The sequence below is a fragment of the Streptomyces sp. NPDC127108 genome (assembly GCF_042677545.1).
In the GTDB taxonomy this organism is placed as follows: domain Bacteria; phylum Actinomycetota; class Actinomycetes; order Streptomycetales; family Streptomycetaceae; genus Streptomyces.
This window is the reverse complement of record NZ_JBHXTE010000009.1, coordinates 108,417-125,485: the sequence shown is the minus strand read 5'-3', so window position 1 is coordinate 125,485 and position 17,069 is coordinate 108,417. Positions and strand designations below refer to the sequence as shown.

The window sequence follows — 17,069 nt, the reverse complement described above, 5'->3', positions numbered from 1 at the left end:
CGCGTGGGGTTTCCTCCCATGCGGGAGACTTGGGGCATGCGTACTGCGTACAGCGTGGAGAGTGTCCGAGCCGCCGAGCGTGCCCTCATGGCCCGCGTCCCCGATGGCGCCCTGATGCAGCGCGCCGCCGCCGGACTCGCCGTGGCCTGCGCGCAGTTGCTCGGCAAGGTGTACGGGGCGCGCGTCGTGCTCCTCGTCGGCAGTGGGGACAACGGGGGTGACGCCCTGTACGCCGGGGCCCGGCTCGCTCGGCGTGGTGCCGGGGTGACGGCGGTGTTGCTTGCTCCGGAGCGGGTGCATGGGGGTGGGCTCGCTGCGTTTCGTGGGGCTGGGGGGCGGGTTGTTGATGCTGTGGGGGCTGTGGGGGCTGTGGGGGGTAGCGGGGGTGTCGGGGGTGTTGTCTCGGAGGGGGCGCTCGACGCGGTCCACGGGGCCCAGCTCGTCGTCGACGGCATCGTCGGCATCGGCGGCAAGGGTGGGCTGCGGGCCCCCGCCGCCCGGCTCGTCCGCGCCGCCACGGACTCCGGCGCCCTGATCGTCGCCGTCGACCTGCCCAGCGGCGTCGACGCCGACACCGGGCAGGTGCCCGGCGACGCCGTGCGCGCCGACGCGACCGTGACCTTCGGGACGTACAAGCCCGGACTGCTCGTCGACCCCGGGCGGGAGTACGCCGGGGCCGTCCGGCTCGTCGACATCGGGCTCGACGGTGAACTCGCCCCGTACGAAGCCGAGCTCGAAGCCCTTCAGTACGTCGACGTCGAGCGGCTGCTGCCCGTGCCCGGCGCCGCGAGCGACAAATACCGGCGTGGGGTCGTCGGCATCGTCGCCGGGTCCGCCCGCTACCCCGGCGCCGCCGTCCTCTCCGTCGCGGGTGCCCTGCGGGGCGGGGCCGGGGCCGTTCGGTACGTCGGGCCCGCCGCCGACGCCGTCATCGCCCGCTTCCCCGAAGCCCTCGTGTCCGACGGGCCTCCCGCCAAGGCCGGGCGGGTGCAGGCCTGGGTGGCCGGGCCGGGGCTCGGGGACGACGCGGGGCGTCTGCGTGACGTCGTGGCCGCCGACGTGCCCGTCCTCATCGACGCCGACGGGCTGCGGCTCGTCGACCCCGACGCCGTGCGGAAGCGTGCCGCGCCCACCCTGCTCACCCCGCACGCCGGGGAGGCGGCCGCGCTGCTCGGGGTGTCCCGGGCCGAGGTCGAGGGGGCTCGGCTCGACGCCGTGCGGGAGCTGTCTGCTCGGTACGTGGCCACGGTGCTGTTGAAGGGGTCGACCACGTTGGTGGCCTCGCCGGGTGGGGGTGGGGCGGTGCGCGTCAATCCGACGGGGACGGCGTGGCTCGCGACGGCCGGGAGTGGGGACGTGCTCTCGGGGCTTTCGGGGTCGTTGCTGGCTGCGGGGCTCGGGGCTCGGGACGCGGGGGCCGTGGGCGCCTTCCTGCACGGCCTCGCGGCACGGCTGGCGGCCGAGGGGGCGCCCGTGGGGGCCCAGGACGTGGCGGACGCGGTGCCGCTGGCTTGGCGGGACGTGCGGGGGTAGGCCGAGGGCGAGGTCGGCGTCGGGGGCGTTCGGGGGGGCTGTCCCTTCGCCCTCGGTTCGGTTGTGGGGGCTGCGGTCTTTTCGCCTTGTGTCCGGTTGTGGGGCGGGGCCGCGCCGGTATGTCCGTGCTCGCGTGTGTGGCCTGGTACGCGTTGTGTGTACGTCCATCGTGGTCGTCCGAGCTGCGCGCGGACATACCGGCACGTCCCCTCCGGTTCGGTTCGCGGCTATCGGTCCGGTGGGGGCCTGGCGTCCGGCTTTCGGTTCGGTGGGGCGCGGTCACTTCTAGCTGCCGCCCCCCCGCTGTGGGCAGCTGGGCCGCCAGGGGCGGCACGGGTGGGCACAGCCCAGGCCGACGGTGCCCTTGATGTGAGGGGGGAGGGGTGGGCCCCGGGCCAGGGCGCCCGTGATGTGGGGGCGAGGGTGAGGGTCACCGGGCCGGGGTGGGGCGGGTGTGGGCCCCCGGCCAGATCGGGCTCTGAGAGACTTGGCGCGATGACTGAGACTGCACTGCCGCGCGTCCGCGCCGAGATCGACCTCGCCGCCCTGAGGGCCAACGTGCGTACGCTCCGCGCCCACGCCCCCACGGCCGCCCTCATGGCCGTGGTGAAGGCGGACGGCTACGGCCATGGCATGATCCCGTGTGCCCGCGCGGCCCTGGAGGCGGGCGCCACCTGGGTGGGCACCGCCACCCCGGAGGAGGCCCTTGCCCTGCGCGCGGCCGGTATCGGCGGCCGCGTGATGTGCTGGCTCTGGACCCCGGGCGGCCCCTGGCGTGAGGCCGTCGAGGCCGACCTGGACGTTTCGGTGAGCGGCATGTGGGCCCTGCGCGAGGTCACCGCGGCCGCCCGCGCCTCGGGCCGTACGGCTCGCGTCCAGCTCAAGGCGGACACCGGCCTCGGCCGCAACGGCTGTATGCCGGAGGACTGGCCCGAGCTGATCGCCGCGGCCCTGCGCGCGGAGGCGGACGGGCTCGTGAAGGTGACCGGGCTGTGGTCCCACTTCGCCTGCGCCGATGAGCCGGGGCACCCGTCCATCAAGAGTCAGCTCGACGTGTTCCGGGAGATGCTCGCGTACGCGGAGGGCGAGGGGATACGGGCCGAGGTCCGGCACATCGCCAACTCCCCGGCGACGCTGACGGTCCCCGAGGCCCACTTCGACCTTGTCCGGCCCGGCATCGCCATGTACGGCGTCTCGCCCAGCCCCGAGATCGGCACCCCGCAGGACTTCGGACTGCGGCCCGTCATGACGGTCGCCGCCGCCTTGGCCTCGGTCAAGCACGCCCCGGCCGATCACGGCGTGAGCTACGGCCATCACTACACCACCCCCGTCGCCACCACCCTCGGCCTCGTCCCGGCCGGGTACGGCGACGGCATCCCCCGGCACGCGTCCGGCTCCGGACCCGTCCTGGTGGGCGGCAAGTGGCGTACCGCCGCGGGCCGTATCGCCATGGACCAGTTCGTGGTCGACCTGGGCGGCGACGAGCCCGAGGTCGGGGCGGAGGCCGTGCTCTTCGGGGCCGGTGACCGGGGTGAGCCGACAGCCGAGGACTGGGCGCGCGCGGCGGGCACCATCGCGTACGAGATCGTGACTCGCATCGGTTCCCGCGTTCCGCGCGTCTATGTCGACGAGCGGCACAGCGGCAGCGACGACTGAAGAGGAGCGGCACGTGGGCGAGGGCAGCACGGGGGCGGCCGCCGTGGAATTGGCGGCCGAAGTGGCCGAGGCCGCCGGTTCGGCGGGCACCAACTGGCGGCGGGCCGGTCTCGCCGGTGCCGCCATAGGAGTCATCGCGGCGGGCGCCGCGGCGGGCGTCGCCATCGAGCGGATGACGGTCGGGCGCGGCATGCGCAAGAAGGCCCGCCTCGCCCTCGACGCCTCCGGACCCTACGGCTCGCTCCGCGGCATGCCCGGCAAGGCCTACGCCGATGACGGCACGGAGCTCGCGTACGAGGTCGACGAGGTGGGCGACGGGAGCGGTGAGGCGGGTGGTGACGCGGCGCAGGTGCCTCGGCTGCGGCGGCTCTTCGGGCGCAAGGCCCCCGATCCCGTCACCCTCGTCTTCAGCCACGGCTACTGTCTCGGCCAGGACTCCTGGCACTTCCAGCGCGCCGCGCTGCGCGGTGCGGTGCGGTGCGTCTACTGGGACCAGCGCAGCCACGGCCGCTCCGGTCGCGGCATGGCCCAGATCCACGACGACAAGCCCGTCTCCATCGACCAGCTCGGCCGGGACCTGAAGGCCGTCATCGACGCGGCCGCACCCACCGGGCCGCTGGTGCTCGTCGGTCACTCCATGGGCGGCATGACGACGATGGCCCTCGCCGACCAGTTCCCGGAGCTGATCCGGGACCGCGTCGTCGGCGTCGTCCTCATCGGCACCTCGTCCGGAAAGCTCGGCGAGGTCAGCTTCGGCCTGCCCGTCGCGGGCATGAACGCCATCCGGCGCGTCCTGCCCGGCGTCCTGAAGGCCCTGGGCTCGCAGGCCGACCTGGTGGAGAAGGGGCGCCGCGCCACCGCCGATCTGTTCGCGGGCATCATCAAGCGGTACTCGTTCGCCTCCAGGGATGTCGATCCCGCCGTCGCCCGGTTCGCGGAGCGCCTCATCGAGGCCACGCCCATCGACGTGGTCGCCGAGTTCTATCCGGCGTTCGCCGAGCACGACAAGGCCGAGGCACTCGTCCACTTCGCGGAGCTTCCCGTACTCGTCCTCGCGGGGGACAAGGACCTGGTCACCCCCAGCGAGCACAGCGAGGCCATCGCGGACCTGCTGCCGGACGCCGAACTCGTGCTCGTCCCCGACGCCGGGCACCTGGTGATGCTTGAACACCCCGAGGCGGTCACCGACCGGATCGCCGATCTGCTGGTCAGGGCCAGGGAACAGGCGCGCAGCGCGGCCATGTGAGGCACCGGGCGCGGTGTCGGCGGGGCCGGGGAGGGTGCGCCGAGCGGCTAACGTTTCCGTCATGGAAGCACCGCACAGCCCGGCCCCCGCCACCGCTCTCGAGCTCACCGTGAACTCGCCGGGGCAGATGGGCGAGTTGGGCCGCCGCCTGGCCAAGATCCTGCGCCCCGGAGACCTCGTCATGCTCACCGGTGAGCTGGGCGCGGGCAAGACGACGCTGACCCGCGGGCTCGGGGAGGGCCTGGGCGTGCGCGGCGCCGTCACCTCCCCGACGTTCGTCATCGCCCGCGTCCACCCGTCCCTCGGCGACGGGCCGCCGCTGGTCCATGTGGACGCGTACCGCCTGGGCGGCGGGCTCGACGAGATGGAGGACCTGGACCTCGACGTGTCCCTGCCGGATTCCGTGATTGTCGTCGAGTGGGGCGACGGCAAGGTCGAGGACCTGTCGGAGGACCGGCTGCATGTTCTGATCCATCGGGCCGTCGGGGACACCACGGACGAGGTGCGCGAGGTGACGCTGCGCGGGATCGGCGCGCGGTGGGCGGGGGCCGATCTGACGGTCCTGTCGGCCTGAGGGTGCCGGGGGCGGGGTGACGGGTTCTCGTCGGTTCGCCCGAACTTTCCGACAAGCCGTCGGCAAGATGTTGCGCGCCGAGCGTCGTACGTGGTCACATGGATACCAGGTACGGGTTAGGTCTACCTAACCACGTCTGCCCCCGGAGCCCCAGGAGGCGTCCATGCCGGCTTCAGAACGTGATGCGCAGCCCCGCCCGCACGGGCCCTCGGCGCGGCCGGCGCCCTCCCACGCGTACTCGATGAGCGATCTGCTGGCGTCCTGCGCCGCCGCGAGCGCGGTCTCCACGCCGCCCCCGGCCCCGGAGACGCCGGCGCACCCGGCGGCAGGGCACACGGACGAGCGACGCCGCGACGCCGCGTAGAGCGGGCGCCGCGGCGTCGGGCGGAGTGCTTTTCGTCGGGCGGGTACTGGTCGGCGGGTTACCGGTCGGCGGGGGTCCTAGCGGACCACGACGACCTTCGTCTCGTACAGGGCGAAGTCCCACATCACGTTGCCGTCCTCGCGCGAGGAGCGGATGCCGCCGGTCTTCTTCGCCGGGTCCGGCTTCTGGGTCGAGCCGCTGAGCGCCGCGCTGAACCCGATCGCTATCCCGTCGACACTCGTGAACCGCACCACGTGCTCGATCTGCACGCCGTCGGACCCTATGACCTGGCCCGTCCGCGAGCCGACGGTGTACGACCCGGGAGAGGGGTCCACGGTGCTCGGCGTGACCTTGTACGTGCGCTTCACCTTGCCGGACTCGCCGACCAGCCACACCCGGTCACCGTCGAGGGAGTACACGACGCGCCTGCCCGCGCCGGATCCGGCGGGCAGCTTCAGCGGGTCGGCCTTGTCCTTGGGGGAGCGCGAGGGGGCCGTGGGGGACTTGTCCGGGCGGGCGTTGAGGTCGTCCGGGGCGTTCGCGGAGGCCTGGTAGGCGAGGAAGCCGACCACGGCGAGCGCCGCCGCGGTGAGCCCGGCCACGAATCCCGAGCTGCTCCTTGACACCTGGCCCACCTCTCCTACGTACGGCTATGGGGTGACGGTAGCAGCAGGCGCGGCCCGTGCCGGGGCGGCCGTGCGCCGGGCGCCGGAGCCGTAGGCTGTTCGCGTGCTCTTGCTCGCTCTGGATACCGCCACCCCCGCCGTCACCGTCGCCCTGCACGACGGCACGGCCTCCATCGGAACAGTCGCCGAATCGAGCCAGGTCGACGCCCGCCGCCACGGTGAACTGCTGCTGCCCGCCGTGGACCGGGTCCTCGCCGACGCGGGGCTGAGACTCGACGCGGTGACGGACGTCGTCGTCGGCGTCGGCCCCGGCCCCTACACGGGCCTGCGCGTCGGCCTGATGACCGCCGACACCTTCGGCCTCGCGCTCGGCGTCCCGGTGCACGGGGTGTGCACCCTCGACGGCCTCGCGTACGCGGCGGGCATCGAGGACGGGCCGTTCGTCGTGGCGACGGACGCCCGCCGCAAGGAGGTCTACTGGGCGCGCTACGAAGACGCCCGTACGAGGGTCGGCGGACCGGCCGTCGACCGGCCCGCCGACATCGCGGAGCAGGTCGCCGGGCTCCCCGCCGTCGGCGCGGGCGCCGCCCTCTACCCGGAGGCCTTCGGGGACGTGCGCGGCCCCGAGCACGTGTCGGCCGCGGCGCTCGCCGCCCTCGCGGCCGAGCGGCTCGCCGCGGGCGAGGAACTCCTCGAACCCCGCCCGCTGTACCTGCGCCGCCCCGACGCGCAGGTCCCCAAGAACTACAAGGTGGTCACCCCCAAGTGACCACCGTGCCGTCGAAGACGCCGCCCCCCGCCGTGGTACCGCGCGAGATGCGCTGGTGGGACATCGACGCCGTGCTCGCCCTCGAGAAGGAACTCTTCCCGGACGACGCCTGGTCGCGCGGCATGTTCTGGTCCGAGCTCGCGCACGCGCGCGGGCCCGGCTCGACGCGCCGCTACCTGGTGGCGTACGAGGGCGAACGCCTCGTCGGCTACGGCGGCCTCGCGGTCGCCGGCACCGACTCCGACGGCGGCGCCGCGGTGGCCGCCGACGTGCAGACCATCGCGGTCGCCCGCGACCACTGGGGCTCCGGCCTCGGCGCGCGTCTGCTCACCGAACTGCTGCGGCACGCCACGGCCTTCGAGGCGACCGAGGTGATGCTCGAAGTGCGGGTGGACAACACCCGGGCGCAGAAGCTGTACCAGCGCTTCGGCTTCGAGCCGATCGGCCTCCGCCGCGGCTACTACCAGCCGGGCAACGTGGACGCGCTGGTGATGCGCCTGTCCGACCCGTCCGCCGTACCGGACTGCTCCGCGCACGGCGCCCCCGACTCCGCGGCCGACGGCTCGACCGGCGGCCCCACCGAAGGCCGGGCCCCTGGCCCGCTGAACGGCGTACAAGGAACCGAGATCCATGGCTGACTCCCGTGACGAGCCCCTCGTCCTCGGCATCGAGACCTCCTGCGACGAGACGGGCGTCGGCGTCGTCCGCGGCACGACGCTGCTCGCGGACGCGGTCGCGTCCAGCGTCGACGAGCACGCGCGCTTCGGCGGCGTCGTGCCCGAGGTGGCGTCCCGCGCGCACCTGGAGGCGATGGTCCCCACCATCCAGCGCGCCCTGAAGGACGCGGGGGTGAGCGCGAAGGACCTGGACGGCATCGCCGTCACCGCGGGCCCCGGACTCGCGGGCGCGCTGCTCGTCGGGGTCTCGGCGGCGAAGGCGTACGCGTACGCCCTCGGTAAGCCGCTGTACGGCGTGAACCACCTGGCGTCGCACATCTGCGTGGACCAGCTGGAGCACGGCGCCCTGCCGGAGCCCACGATGGCGCTCCTCGTGTCCGGCGGCCACTCCTCGCTGCTCCTGTCGACCGACATCACCTCCGACGTGCGGCCGCTGGGCGCGACGATCGACGACGCGGCGGGCGAGGCCTTCGACAAGATCGCCCGCGTGCTGAACCTGGGCTTCCCCGGCGGCCCCGTCATCGACCGCTACGCCCGTGAGGGCGACCCGGAGGCCATCGCGTTCCCGCGCGGTCTGACGGGGCCGCGCGACCCCGCGTACGACTTCTCCTTCTCGGGCCTGAAGACCTCGGTGGCGCGCTGGATCGAGGCGAAGCGGGCCGCGGGGGAGGAGGTTCCGGTGCGGGACGTGGCGGCGTCGTTCCAGGAGGCCGTGGTCGACGTGCTGACCCGCAAGGCGGTGCGGGCCTGCAAGGACGAGGGCGTGGACCACCTCATGATCGGGGGCGGCGTGGCCGCGAACACCCGGCTGCGGGCGATGGCCCAGGAGCGCTGCGAGCGGGCGGGGATCCGGCTGCGGGTGCCCCGGCCGAAGCTGTGCACGGACAACGGGGCGATGGTCGCCGCGCTCGGCGCGGAGATGGTCGCCCGCAACCGGGCCGCTTCCGACCTCGGGCTCTCGGCGGACTCCTCGCTGCCGGTGACGGAGCCGCACGTGCCGGGCGCGCACGCGCACTCCCATGGCCACGATCACGATCACGTGCACGAGGTCAGCAAGGACAACCTCTACTCGTGAAGGGCGACCTCCGCTCATGAGCGTCGCGTTGATGTGGGAGGCGCGGGCCGTCGAGGGCCGGGGCCCGGAACTCCTCGCGTGGGCGCGGGCCCAGGTCCTGGCGCCCGCGCCGCCGCGCAGGGAGACCTTCCAGGCCCCGCAGGACCGCGTCCTCGTGATCACGTGGTGGGACGCGGCGTACGACGCCGACCTGCCCGAACTGCCCGCGCCCCCCGCGGAGTTGGTCTCCCGGCCGCCTCACAGATGGCGGTTCGAGTCCCTCGGCCAGGGCTGACCCCCGTACGCCCCGGCGCGCACGCCGTCCTCCCGCGCCCCGAGCAGCGCGATCACCACCACGGCCTGGAGCGGCAGGGTGACGAACGGCGTCAGGATGTTGAGCGTGCCGACCGTCGAGTCCCAGTAGATGTCGAAGCCGTCGTCGAAGGCCGGGACCAGGGTGCGGATGTCGAAGTAGGTCGAGGCGAGCGCCAGGGCGAGCGCGGCACCGCGGGCCGCCGGGCGCCCGGCGAGCAGCAGGACGCCGACGAGCACGGGTGCGGCCACCAGGGCCAGGACGTAGAAGGCCTGGGGGAGCGGGATGCCGCGCGAGGCGTCGACCGCGGCCCGGAAGAAGTCGCCCGCGTCGGAGCCCGGTTGGCTGCCGACGAAGTAGACGTTGTCCCGGGTGAGGGAGTGGATCAGCCAGCCCACCTCGATCGCGCCGCTCAGGAGCAGCGCGATGCCGGACGCGATGAAGGCCGGCCGTGCGCGGCCCGTCGCGCCGGGCCGCGGGCCGTAGGGCACGTTGTACGGGGCGTACGCGGGCGGGGGCGGGGCGTCCGCGAACGCGGGCCGCGGCGGGGCCGGTGGGTGGGCCGGGGCAGCCGGGGGCGGGGCGCCGTCCGTCGAGCCGCGGGTGCGGGCGACGGCCGCGAAGATCGCGCACCCCAGGGCGATGCCCGTGAACCGGAAGGTGAGCAGGGCCTTGCCGTAGCCGATCTCGGTGATGAGGTCGCCGTACTCGTCCGAGGCCATGAGGCCGATGACTTCCCGCAGGCCCAGGCCGATCAGGAGCACGGCGACCAGGGCGAGGCCCCCGCGCGCCACCCGGCGCCGCCCGAGCGCGAGGGCGCCGACGACGACGGCGGTCACGAGGAACGCCCAGTCGTGGTGGGTCTGCGCCACCGGCGTGAGGAACTGCCGGGGGTCGTACAGGGCCTTGAAGGAGAACCTGGCGTACGGGTGGTCGGCCGCCTCCTTGGCCTCGTACCCGATCCAGATCGCCGCCGTGAGCGCGTAGAGCAGGACGGCCGCGCCGACCCACTGCAGCGTCGGTGCGTCGCGCGGTGCGACGCGGCCCGGTACGCCCGGCCCGGTCATGCCGTGGCCGGGTATGCCTTGCCCCGGTATGCCCTGTCCTGCCCCGCCCTGACCCCATGCGGCCATGCGTGCCCCCCGTTGCCTGTCTTCGGTTGTCGTCGAGCCCTGTGTAGCCGGTGGGCAACCGCGTTGTCTATGGCGTGTCCGCTTGCGGGTGCGGCGGCGTCGGGCGGGTGGTCCGGCCGAGCAACCCGTCGACCACCGCGCCGAGTTGGCGGGCGAAGTCGTAGGTCTCGCGGAGCTCGGCCCAGCGGGAGGCCAGGGGGGCGACGTGGGGCAGTTCGGCGGTGTCGGCGTCCGTGAGCGTGTCGGGGAAGTACCGCTTGCGGTCGGGTTCCTCGGCGCGGCGCCGCATCGCGTTCCGGAAGGCGAGGTCGCCGTACACGCAGTGCCAGACGGTGCGGTAGGCGTGCGCGGCCTCGACGGGGGAGAGCCCGCAGGCGACGCCCGCGCCGATGATCTCGTCGACCATCCACATGGCGCCCTTGTCGCTGAGGTCGCCGAGGCTCAGGACCTCCACCACCCAGGGCAGCCGCAGCAGGATGCCGTGCATGTGCAGGGCGACGGCGAGCAGCCGGTCGCGGGGGTCGGCGGGCAGTTCGGGGCGGGGCAGGGTCGCGGCCGTCCCGGCCAGGGTGAGCATCAACAGCTCGTCCTTGTCGCGCACATGGTGGTACAGCGCCATGGGCGTGGCGCCGACCTCCTTGGCGACCCGCCGCATGCTGAGCGCCGCGACGCCCTCCTCCTGCAGGATGCGCCGCGCCACGTCGACGATCGCCTCCGGCTCGATCCGCCGGGGCCGTCCGACGCGCCGCTTCTGTCCGGCCGTGCCGGGTTCCTCGCCGTTCGCTCGCGCTGCCACGTGCTCATTGTCGCGTCCGGGCGTGCGGGGGCCGACCCCCGGGCCTTGCCCCCGGCCGGTTCCCACGTCAATTTCTGTACGCGTATAGCTAATTTCTGTACGCGTATAATAATGTGCGGCGCATGACGACATCTCCGACCGGGCCGACTGAGCCGACCGGTCCGCTGCGCCCGACTGAGCCGACCGGCCCGCCGCCCTCGCGCGGCCCGCTGCTGCTCCCCGTCCTCCTGACCGTCCAGTTCCTCGTCTCCCTCGACATGTCCGTCGTCAACATCGCCCTGCCCGACATGGGCGACGACCTCGGCTTCGCGCCCGAGTCGCTGACCTGGGTCGTCAACGCGTACGCGCTCGCGTTCGGCGGGCTGCTCATGCTCGGCGGCAAGCTGGCCGACGTCGTGGGGCGCAGGCGCACGCTGGTCGCCGGGTTCCTGGTGTTCGGGGCCGCGAGCCTCGTCGGCGGGCTCGCGCAGAGCCCCGGGCAGCTGATCGCGGCGCGGGCGGTGCAGGGGGCGGGCGCCGCGGCCCTCGCGCCGGTGGCGCTCGCGCTGATCACCGTCCACTTCGCGCAGGGCCGGGAGCGGGCACGGGCCCTCGGCCTGTGGGGTGCTTCGGGCGCGCTCGGCGGTGCCGTCGGGATCATGGCGGGCGGGCTGCTCACGGACTGGGTGGGCTGGCGCTCGGTGATGCTGGTCAATGTGCCGGTGGTGCTCGTGGCGCTCGCGGCGAGCCGCTCCGGCATCCCCGCCGACCGGCGCACGGGGGCCCCGCCGCGCCTGGACGTGGCGGGCGCGCTCCTGGTCACCGCCGGTACGAGCGTGCTCGTCCTGGGCCTGGTCCGCACCGAGACGTACGGCTGGGACTCGGCGACGACCGTGGGCACGCTCGCCGCGGCGGCCGCCCTCCTGGTGGCGTTCTGCGTGGTCGAGCACCGCGGCGAACGGCGCGGCCGCGGCCCGCTGCTCCGCCTCGGCCTGCTCACGCACCGCCCCGTCCTGTCCGCGAACGTCTTCGCGCTCCTGATGTCCTCGGGCCAGTTCGCCGCGTTCTACTTCACCTCGCTCTACCTCCAGGAGGTCATGGCGTACGGCCCCACGCGCGCCGGAACCGCCTTCCTGCCGTTCTGCGCGGGCGTCGTCGCGGGCACGGTGATCGCGACCCGGACGGTGGGCCGGGTCGGAGAGCGGGCGCTCCTCGTGGCGGGCGGGCTGCTCGGCGCGGCCGGGTTCGCGTGGTTCGCGCTCGCGGTGGAGGCGGGCGGCACGTTCGTGGGCTCGATCCTCGGCCCCTCGCTCGTGGCCAGCGTCGGCATCGGCATGTGCTTCGTACCGCTCGGCACGGCGGCGACGTCGGGCGTCGCGGCGGGGGAGACCGGCATGGCGTCCGGGCTGCTCAACACCTCGCGCCAGCTGGGCGGTTCGATCGGGCTCGCGGTTCTGGTGACGGTGGCGTCGAGTGCGACGGGGGCCGGGGCGGGGGCGGGTCCGGGAGTGGGGTCGGGGCCGGGAGCGGGGGCGCTCGCGGACGGGTACGCGGCGGCGTTCGGGGTGGCGGCGGCGCTGCTTGTGGCGGCGGCGGTGGGGACGGGGGTGCTGCACGGGGGGCGTGCGGTTGGGGGGCGTACGCCTGCGGGGGCCCCGGGGCGGTCGTCCGTAGAGCCGTCCGTAGAGCCGCCCGTGCAGCCATCTGCGCAGCCGTCCGTGCAGCCGTCCGTCCAGCCGTCCGTGCAGCCGTCCGAAAAAACTTCGAGGAATCTCGGCGAGGGTGTCGATCCGGGTGTCTCCCGTTCGACGCAAGGGTGAGAGGCGAGGAGAGCCCCCGCCCGCAGCCTGAACGGAGAGACGGCCATGCCGCGCTACCTGACCATGATCCGCATCAACGAGACCGACGCGCCCCAGGACGGCCCGAGCCCCGAACTGCAGGAGCGCATGGGCAAGCTGTTCGAAGAGATCACCAAGGCGGGCGCGCTGGTCGAGACCGCGGGCCTCGCGCCGACCTCGGAGGGGGCCCGGGTGCGCTGGGAGAACGGCAGCCTCTCCGTCACGGACGGGCCGTTCACCGAGGCCAAGGAGGTCATCGGCGGCTACACCATCCTCCAGGCCAAGGACCGGGCCGAGGCGATCGAGTGGACGAAGCGGTTCCTGAAGGTCCACGAGGACTACTGGACGATCACCGTCGAGGTCAGGGAGATCTCGGAGCCGGACTTCTCGGAGGCGGGTGCGGGGGCCTGACGTGTCTCGGCCCTGATGCGTCTCGGGCCCTGACGTCTCTCGGACCCTGACGTGTCTCGGGCCCTGACCTGTTCCGGCCGCGGTGCCGCCGGGCCCCGAGGTCCTTTGCGAGGACGTCGCGGGGGTGCTCTGATGTGTGGCCGTGGACCATGCGCCTGAGCACCCCCAACGCCCCGACAGCGCCACCAGTGCCGACCGCCCAGACCGTCCTGTCGCCGACAGCCCCGGCCGTGCCGACAGCCCCGACCGCGCCATCGAGACCGTCTTCCGCATGGAGGCCCCGCGCGTCATCGCCGGTGTCACGCGGATCGTCCGGGACGTCGGCATCGCCGAGGAGCTGGCGCAGGACGCCCTGGTCGCCGCCCTGGAGCAGTGGCCCGATTCCGGTGTGCCCGACAACCCGGGCGCCTGGCTCATGGCCACCGCCAAGCACCGCGCCGTCGACCTGGTACGCCGCCGGGAGCGCTACGCGCGAAAGCTCGCCGAGGTCGGCCGGGACCTTCAGACCGCGCCGCCGCACCTCGACGAGATCCCGGAGCTCGTCGAGGACCCGGACGCCATCGACGACGACCTGCTCCGCCTCGTCTTCACCGCCTGCCACCCGGTGCTCTCCGCCGAGGCCCGCGTCGCCCTGACGCTCCGTCTGCTCGGCGGCCTCACCACCGCCGAGATCGCCCGCGCGGTGCTCGCCCCCGAGGCGACCGTCGCTCAGCGCGTCGTCCGCGCGAAGCGCACCCTCGCCACCAGGAACGTCCCCTTCGAAGTCCCCTACGGGCCCGACCGCGAGGCCCGGCTCGGCTCCGTCCTCGACGTCATCTACCTCATCTTCAACGAGGGGTACGCGGCCACGGCCGGGGACGACCACGTGCGGCCCGCCCTGTGCGAGGACGCGCTCCGGCTCGCCCGGCAGCTCGCCTCCCTCATGCCCAAGGAGCCCGAAGTGCACGGGCTCGTGGCGCTGTTGGAGCTGCAGGCGTCGCGCACCGCAGCGCGGACCGGGCCCCGGGGGGAGCCCGTGCTGCTCAAGGACCAGAGCCGGGCGCGGTGGAACGGGCTGCTGATCCGGCGTGGGTTCGCCGCGCTCGGGCGGGCCGAGGAGGTGGCCCGTGGGGCGCACGGGTCGTACGTCCTGCAGGCCGCCATCGCCGCCTGTCACGCCCACGCGCGCTCCTACGAGGAGACGGACTGGGCTCGGATCGTCGTCCTGTACGGCCTCTTGGCCGAGCGGGCGCCGTCTCCCGTCGTCGAACTGAACCGGGCCGTCGCCGTGTCCATGGCGGACGGCCCCGAGCCCGCGCTCGCCCTCGTCGACGCCCTCGCCACCGAACCGGCCCTTCGCTCCTACCACTTGCTTCCCAGCGTCCGGGGTGACCTTCTCGAGCGGCTCGGGCGGTTCGCTGAGGCGCGTGCGGAGTTCGAGCGGGCGGCGGGGCTTGCGCGGAACGCGCGGGAGAGGGAGTTGTTGTGGGGGAGGGCGGGGCGGTTGCGGGAGCTGCTGTAGGCCTCGCGGTGCGCCCCAGTCCCGCCCCTTTCCCGAAACTGGGGCTCCGCCCCAGACCCCGCTCCTCAAACGCCGGAGGGGCTGAAAATTACCGGCACATTCCCAGCCCGCCCCGGCAACTTTCCAGCCCGTCCGGCGTTTGAGGACGAGGCGCGGAGCGCCGATCAGCGGGGGTCCGGGGGCGGCAGCCCCCGGTTTCGGGAAGGGGCGGGATTGGGGAGCCCCCGGCAGGGCTACCCCACCGGACGCCCCACCAGCATCGTGGGCGCGCCCCCGACCCGGGTGAGGAAAACCGTGGCGGACCCAGGCCCCTGGGGCTTCACCTTGCGGCGGAGTTCCTCGGGCTCCACGGCCGACCCCCGCTTCTTGACGGTGAGCACCCCGACCCCCCGCTCCCGCAGCAACGCCTTCAACTTCTTGACGTTGAAGGGAAGTTGGTCGGTGATCTCGTAGGCGACGGCGTAGGGCGTGGCGACGACGTCGTCGGAGGTGACGTAGGCGATGGTCTCGTCGATGAGCCCGCCGCGGACCCGCGCGGCGACCTCGGCGACGAGGTGGGCGCGGATGACGGCCCCGTCGGGCTCGTACAGGAAGCGCCCGACGGGCCGGACGTCCGGGTCGGGGAGCATCGTGGCGAGCGGAGAGGCGAGGGTGTCCCCGGCGGGCAGCAGCGTGGCCCGGTGGGAGCCGGGCGCGTCGGTGCCGAACCACAGCACGGCCTCCTTCACGTCACCCCCGTCCGAGATCCACTCGGCCTCGGCCTCGCCGGGCACGGCGTCGTGCGGAACGCCGGGGGCGATCTTGAGGGCGGCGAGGGGCGCCTTGCGAGCGGTCTCGACGGCCCAGGAGAGGGGCGGCGAGTACGCCTCGGGGTCGAAGATGCGGCCGCGCCCCCCGCGTCGGGCGGGGTCGACGAAGACGGCGTCGTAGGGGGAGGTGTCGACCTCCGTGACGTCCGCCTCGCGGACCTCGATGAGGTCGGCGAGACCGAGCGCTTCGGCGTTGGCGCGGGCGACCGCGCAGGTCAGCGGGTCGCGGTCGACGGCGAGGACGGCGATTCCGGCGCGCGCGAGGGCGATCGCGTCGCCGCCGATGCCGCAGCAGAGGTCGGCGAGGGAGCGGACGCCGAGGTCCTGGAGGCGGCGGGCGCGGTGCGTCGCCACGGACGTGCGCGTGGACTGCTCGACGCCGTTCGGCGTGAAGTACATGCGGGCGGCGTCGGCCGCGCCGAACTTGGCGACCGCCCGCTGCCGCAGCCGCGCCTGCGCGAGCGCGGCGGAGACCAGCTCGGCGGGGTGCTCGCGGCGCAGCCGGGTGGCCACCGCCAGCTCCTGGCTCGGTTCGACGTCGCGTACGGCGTCGAGGAGGCCGTGGCCCTCGGCGGTGCGGAGCGCGGCGAAGGAGGCAAGCGGATCGTTCACGTCGCCCATTGTGGGCCAGTCGGTGGAAGGTGCGCGTACGGCGGCGGTGTCGGCCCCGTACAGGGCGCCTGAGCTGCGAGGATGCGGCGCCATGCGACTAGTACGACAAAACGAACAATTTGCCTCAGAGGGTGGGCGGGACGGGCGGGGCGGGCAGGGCGGCGTGCGGGGGCGGCGCGGGCGCGGGCACGGGCGCCTGGCCGCCCTGGCCGTCGGCACCGCCGTCGTGGCCACCGCGATCGCCTCAGGCTGCGCCGCCGACGGGGACGAGCGGGGCGGCTCCGGCGCGCACGGCCAGCAGCCGCGCCTCGGCCCGCCCGCCCAGGCGCTGCGGGACTACGCCGACGCGCTGCGCGCGAAGCAGGCCGCGCGGGCCGCGGCGGCCAAGCGCTGGGGGCTCGCGCGGACCCCGCTGGCCGCGCCCCCCGCGCCCGCCGTCAAGCCCCGCATCACCACCCGCAAGGGCTTCGAGGTCGAGGGACAGGCGCAGTTGCCGCCGGTGTTCACCACCGTCCCGACCAAGGACAAGGTCGTCTTCCTGACGATCGACGACGGCGCCGAGAAGGACCCGGCGTTCCTGCGGATGATGCGCGACCTGAAGATCCCGTACACCGCATTCCTCAGCGACTACCTGGTCAAGGAGGACTACGGCTACTTCAAGCGGATGCAGAAGAGCGGCGTCGTACTGAACAACCACACGCTCAACCACCGCTATCTGCCGGGGCTCTCCTACGAGGGGCAGCGGCGGGAGATCTGCGGCATGCAGGACACCATCCAGAAGCGGTACGGCAAGCGGCCCGAGCTGTTCCGGCCGCCGTACGGGAACTACAACCGCGACACCCTGCGCGCCGCCAAGTCCTGCGGCGTGAAGGCGGTGCCGCTGTGGGCCTCCGAGGGCTTCGCCCGGCACATGGAGTGGCGCGAGTGGGACAAGGACCTGCACCCCGGCGACATCATCCTCACGCACTTCCGCGGCCGCGAGGACTGGAAGGGCACCATGCCCGACATGGTCCGCACGGTCCTGAAGACGGTCACGGCCAAGGGGTACGCCGTGGCGCGCCTCGAGGACTACCTGTGAACCGGCCCGCGCGGGGCCGACCCGCGCGGGCCCGGGGGACGGCGGTCGCGGCGGCGGTCGCGGCGGGGGTGCTCGCCCCCGTCCTGCTGCTGACTGGCTG

Annotated in this window: 17 protein-coding genes; 13 read left to right on the top strand and 4 right to left on the bottom strand. The window is 74.0% G+C overall.

Translation table 11 applies throughout. The features are described from left to right. The first annotated feature begins 36 nt into the window (after positions 1-36). The 5 genes from ACFVHO_RS09905 (at position 37) to ACFVHO_RS09885 (ending at position 5,373) form a co-directional block, all read left to right on the top strand. The gene (locus tag ACFVHO_RS09905; RefSeq protein ID WP_385712013.1) at positions 37-1,533 is read left to right on the top strand and encodes an NAD(P)H-hydrate dehydratase; all 1,497 of its coding nucleotides are present in this window, start codon (positions 37-39) and stop codon (positions 1,531-1,533) included. A 495-nt stretch (positions 1,534-2,028) separates the two neighbouring features. Continuing rightward, positions 2,029-3,189, top strand: coding sequence for an alanine racemase (alr, locus tag ACFVHO_RS09900; protein WP_385712011.1), 1,161 nt, complete (start codon positions 2,029-2,031; stop codon positions 3,187-3,189). 13 nt (positions 3,190-3,202) lie between these two features. Continuing rightward, positions 3,203-4,435 carry an alpha/beta fold hydrolase gene (locus ACFVHO_RS09895; protein WP_385712009.1) on the top strand — a complete coding sequence of 411 codons (1,233 nt, stop codon included), beginning with the start codon at positions 3,203-3,205 and terminating at the stop codon, positions 4,433-4,435. A gap of 61 nt (positions 4,436-4,496) precedes the next feature. Next, the gene (gene tsaE, locus ACFVHO_RS09890; protein WP_385712007.1) at positions 4,497-5,009 is read left to right on the top strand and encodes a tRNA (adenosine(37)-N6)-threonylcarbamoyltransferase complex ATPase subunit type 1 TsaE; all 513 of its coding nucleotides are present in this window, start codon (positions 4,497-4,499) and stop codon (positions 5,007-5,009) included. 163 nt (positions 5,010-5,172) lie between these two features. Further along, positions 5,173-5,373 (top strand): hypothetical protein, encoded by a 201-nt coding sequence (locus ACFVHO_RS09885; protein WP_385712005.1) that lies wholly within the window; start codon positions 5,173-5,175, stop codon positions 5,371-5,373. 77 nt (positions 5,374-5,450) lie between these two features. Here the strand turns inward: ACFVHO_RS09885 and ACFVHO_RS09880 are convergent, their stop codons facing one another. Next, positions 5,451-5,999: a hypothetical protein gene (locus ACFVHO_RS09880; RefSeq protein ID WP_385712003.1), complete on the bottom strand. Its 549-nt coding sequence runs from the start codon at positions 5,997-5,999 to the stop codon at positions 5,451-5,453. 103 nt (positions 6,000-6,102) lie between these two features. Between ACFVHO_RS09880 and tsaB the strand changes: the two genes are divergently transcribed. From tsaB to ACFVHO_RS09860, 4 genes are read left to right on the top strand one after another with little or no spacing between them, the layout of a single operon-like run. Next, positions 6,103-6,768 carry a tRNA (adenosine(37)-N6)-threonylcarbamoyltransferase complex dimerization subunit type 1 TsaB gene (tsaB, locus tag ACFVHO_RS09875; protein WP_385712001.1) on the top strand — a complete coding sequence of 222 codons (666 nt, stop codon included), beginning with the start codon at positions 6,103-6,105 and terminating at the stop codon, positions 6,766-6,768. Between the two features lie 47 nt (positions 6,769-6,815). After that, positions 6,816-7,406: a ribosomal protein S18-alanine N-acetyltransferase gene (rimI, locus tag ACFVHO_RS09870; RefSeq protein ID WP_385712126.1), complete on the top strand. Its 591-nt coding sequence runs from the start codon at positions 6,816-6,818 to the stop codon at positions 7,404-7,406. Then, positions 7,399-8,520 carry a tRNA (adenosine(37)-N6)-threonylcarbamoyltransferase complex transferase subunit TsaD gene (tsaD, locus tag ACFVHO_RS09865; protein ID WP_385711999.1) on the top strand — a complete coding sequence of 374 codons (1,122 nt, stop codon included), beginning with the start codon at positions 7,399-7,401 and terminating at the stop codon, positions 8,518-8,520. The genes rimI and tsaD overlap by 8 nt, the downstream gene beginning before the upstream one ends. A 16-nt stretch (positions 8,521-8,536) precedes the next feature. Further along, a complete protein-coding gene (locus ACFVHO_RS09860) occupies positions 8,537-8,794 on the top strand; it encodes a hypothetical protein (RefSeq protein WP_385711997.1) in 258 nt (85 codons plus the stop codon). Here ACFVHO_RS09860 and ACFVHO_RS09855 read toward each other — a convergent pair. Continuing rightward, on the bottom strand, positions 8,758-9,945 hold the full coding sequence (locus tag ACFVHO_RS09855) for a hypothetical protein (protein WP_385711995.1): 1,188 nt from the start codon (positions 9,943-9,945) through the stop codon (positions 8,758-8,760). The genes ACFVHO_RS09860 and ACFVHO_RS09855 overlap by 37 nt on opposite strands. 67 nt (positions 9,946-10,012) lie before the next feature. Then, a complete protein-coding gene (locus tag ACFVHO_RS09850) occupies positions 10,013-10,741 on the bottom strand; it encodes a TetR/AcrR family transcriptional regulator (protein ID WP_385711993.1) in 729 nt (242 codons plus the stop codon). A 122-nt stretch (positions 10,742-10,863) separates the two neighbouring features. On the opposite strand from ACFVHO_RS09850, the gene ACFVHO_RS09845 reads away from it, so the two are divergent. The 3 genes from ACFVHO_RS09845 (at position 10,864) to ACFVHO_RS09835 (ending at position 14,470) form a co-directional block, all read left to right on the top strand. Further along, positions 10,864-12,540 carry an MFS transporter gene (locus tag ACFVHO_RS09845; RefSeq protein WP_385711991.1) on the top strand — a complete coding sequence of 559 codons (1,677 nt, stop codon included), beginning with the start codon at positions 10,864-10,866 and terminating at the stop codon, positions 12,538-12,540. 45 nt (positions 12,541-12,585) lie between these two features. After that, positions 12,586-12,969, top strand: coding sequence for a YciI family protein (locus ACFVHO_RS09840; protein WP_385711990.1), 384 nt, complete (start codon positions 12,586-12,588; stop codon positions 12,967-12,969). Between the two features lie 271 nt (positions 12,970-13,240). Further along, a complete protein-coding gene (locus ACFVHO_RS09835) occupies positions 13,241-14,470 on the top strand; it encodes an RNA polymerase sigma factor (protein ID WP_385712124.1) in 1,230 nt (409 codons plus the stop codon). A gap of 233 nt (positions 14,471-14,703) precedes the next feature. Here the strand turns inward: ACFVHO_RS09835 and ACFVHO_RS09830 are convergent, their stop codons facing one another. Beyond that, positions 14,704-15,900 carry a methyltransferase domain-containing protein gene (locus tag ACFVHO_RS09830; protein WP_385712122.1) on the bottom strand — a complete coding sequence of 399 codons (1,197 nt, stop codon included), beginning with the start codon at positions 15,898-15,900 and terminating at the stop codon, positions 14,704-14,706. A gap of 82 nt (positions 15,901-15,982) precedes the next feature. Here ACFVHO_RS09830 and ACFVHO_RS09825 point away from each other — a divergent pair, with 82 nt between their 5' ends. After that, positions 15,983-16,969, top strand: coding sequence for a polysaccharide deacetylase family protein (locus ACFVHO_RS09825; protein WP_385711988.1), 987 nt, complete (start codon positions 15,983-15,985; stop codon positions 16,967-16,969). The last annotated feature ends 100 nt before the right edge of the window (positions 16,970-17,069 follow it).

What these genes read in the sequence shown, in the direction of transcription:
- ACFVHO_RS09825 (WP_385711988.1), top strand. Translation starts at nt 15,983, where the DNA reads ATGCGACTAGTACGACAAAACGAACAATTTGCCTCAGAGGGTGGGCGG.
- alr (WP_385712011.1), top strand. Translation starts at nt 2,029, where the DNA reads ATGACTGAGACTGCACTGCCGCGCGTCCGCGCCGAGATCGACCTCGCC.
- ACFVHO_RS09905 (WP_385712013.1), top strand. Translation starts at nt 37, where the DNA reads ATGCGTACTGCGTACAGCGTGGAGAGTGTCCGAGCCGCCGAGCGTGCC.
- ACFVHO_RS09835 (WP_385712124.1), top strand. Translation starts at nt 13,241, where the DNA reads ATGGAGGCCCCGCGCGTCATCGCCGGTGTCACGCGGATCGTCCGGGAC.
- tsaD (WP_385711999.1), top strand. Translation starts at nt 7,399, where the DNA reads ATGGCTGACTCCCGTGACGAGCCCCTCGTCCTCGGCATCGAGACCTCC.
- ACFVHO_RS09885 (WP_385712005.1), top strand. Translation starts at nt 5,173, where the DNA reads ATGCCGGCTTCAGAACGTGATGCGCAGCCCCGCCCGCACGGGCCCTCG.
- ACFVHO_RS09860 (WP_385711997.1), top strand. Translation starts at nt 8,537, where the DNA reads ATGAGCGTCGCGTTGATGTGGGAGGCGCGGGCCGTCGAGGGCCGGGGC.
- ACFVHO_RS09830 (WP_385712122.1), bottom strand. Translation starts at nt 15,900, where the DNA reads ATGGGCGACGTGAACGATCCGCTTGCCTCCTTCGCCGCGCTCCGCACC.
- rimI (WP_385712126.1), top strand. Translation starts at nt 6,816, where the DNA reads ATGCGCTGGTGGGACATCGACGCCGTGCTCGCCCTCGAGAAGGAACTC.
- ACFVHO_RS09840 (WP_385711990.1), top strand. Translation starts at nt 12,586, where the DNA reads ATGCCGCGCTACCTGACCATGATCCGCATCAACGAGACCGACGCGCCC.
- ACFVHO_RS09845 (WP_385711991.1), top strand. Translation starts at nt 10,864, where the DNA reads ATGACGACATCTCCGACCGGGCCGACTGAGCCGACCGGTCCGCTGCGC.
- tsaE (WP_385712007.1), top strand. Translation starts at nt 4,497, where the DNA reads ATGGAAGCACCGCACAGCCCGGCCCCCGCCACCGCTCTCGAGCTCACC.
- ACFVHO_RS09855 (WP_385711995.1), bottom strand. Translation starts at nt 9,945, where the DNA reads ATGGCCGCATGGGGTCAGGGCGGGGCAGGACAGGGCATACCGGGGCAA.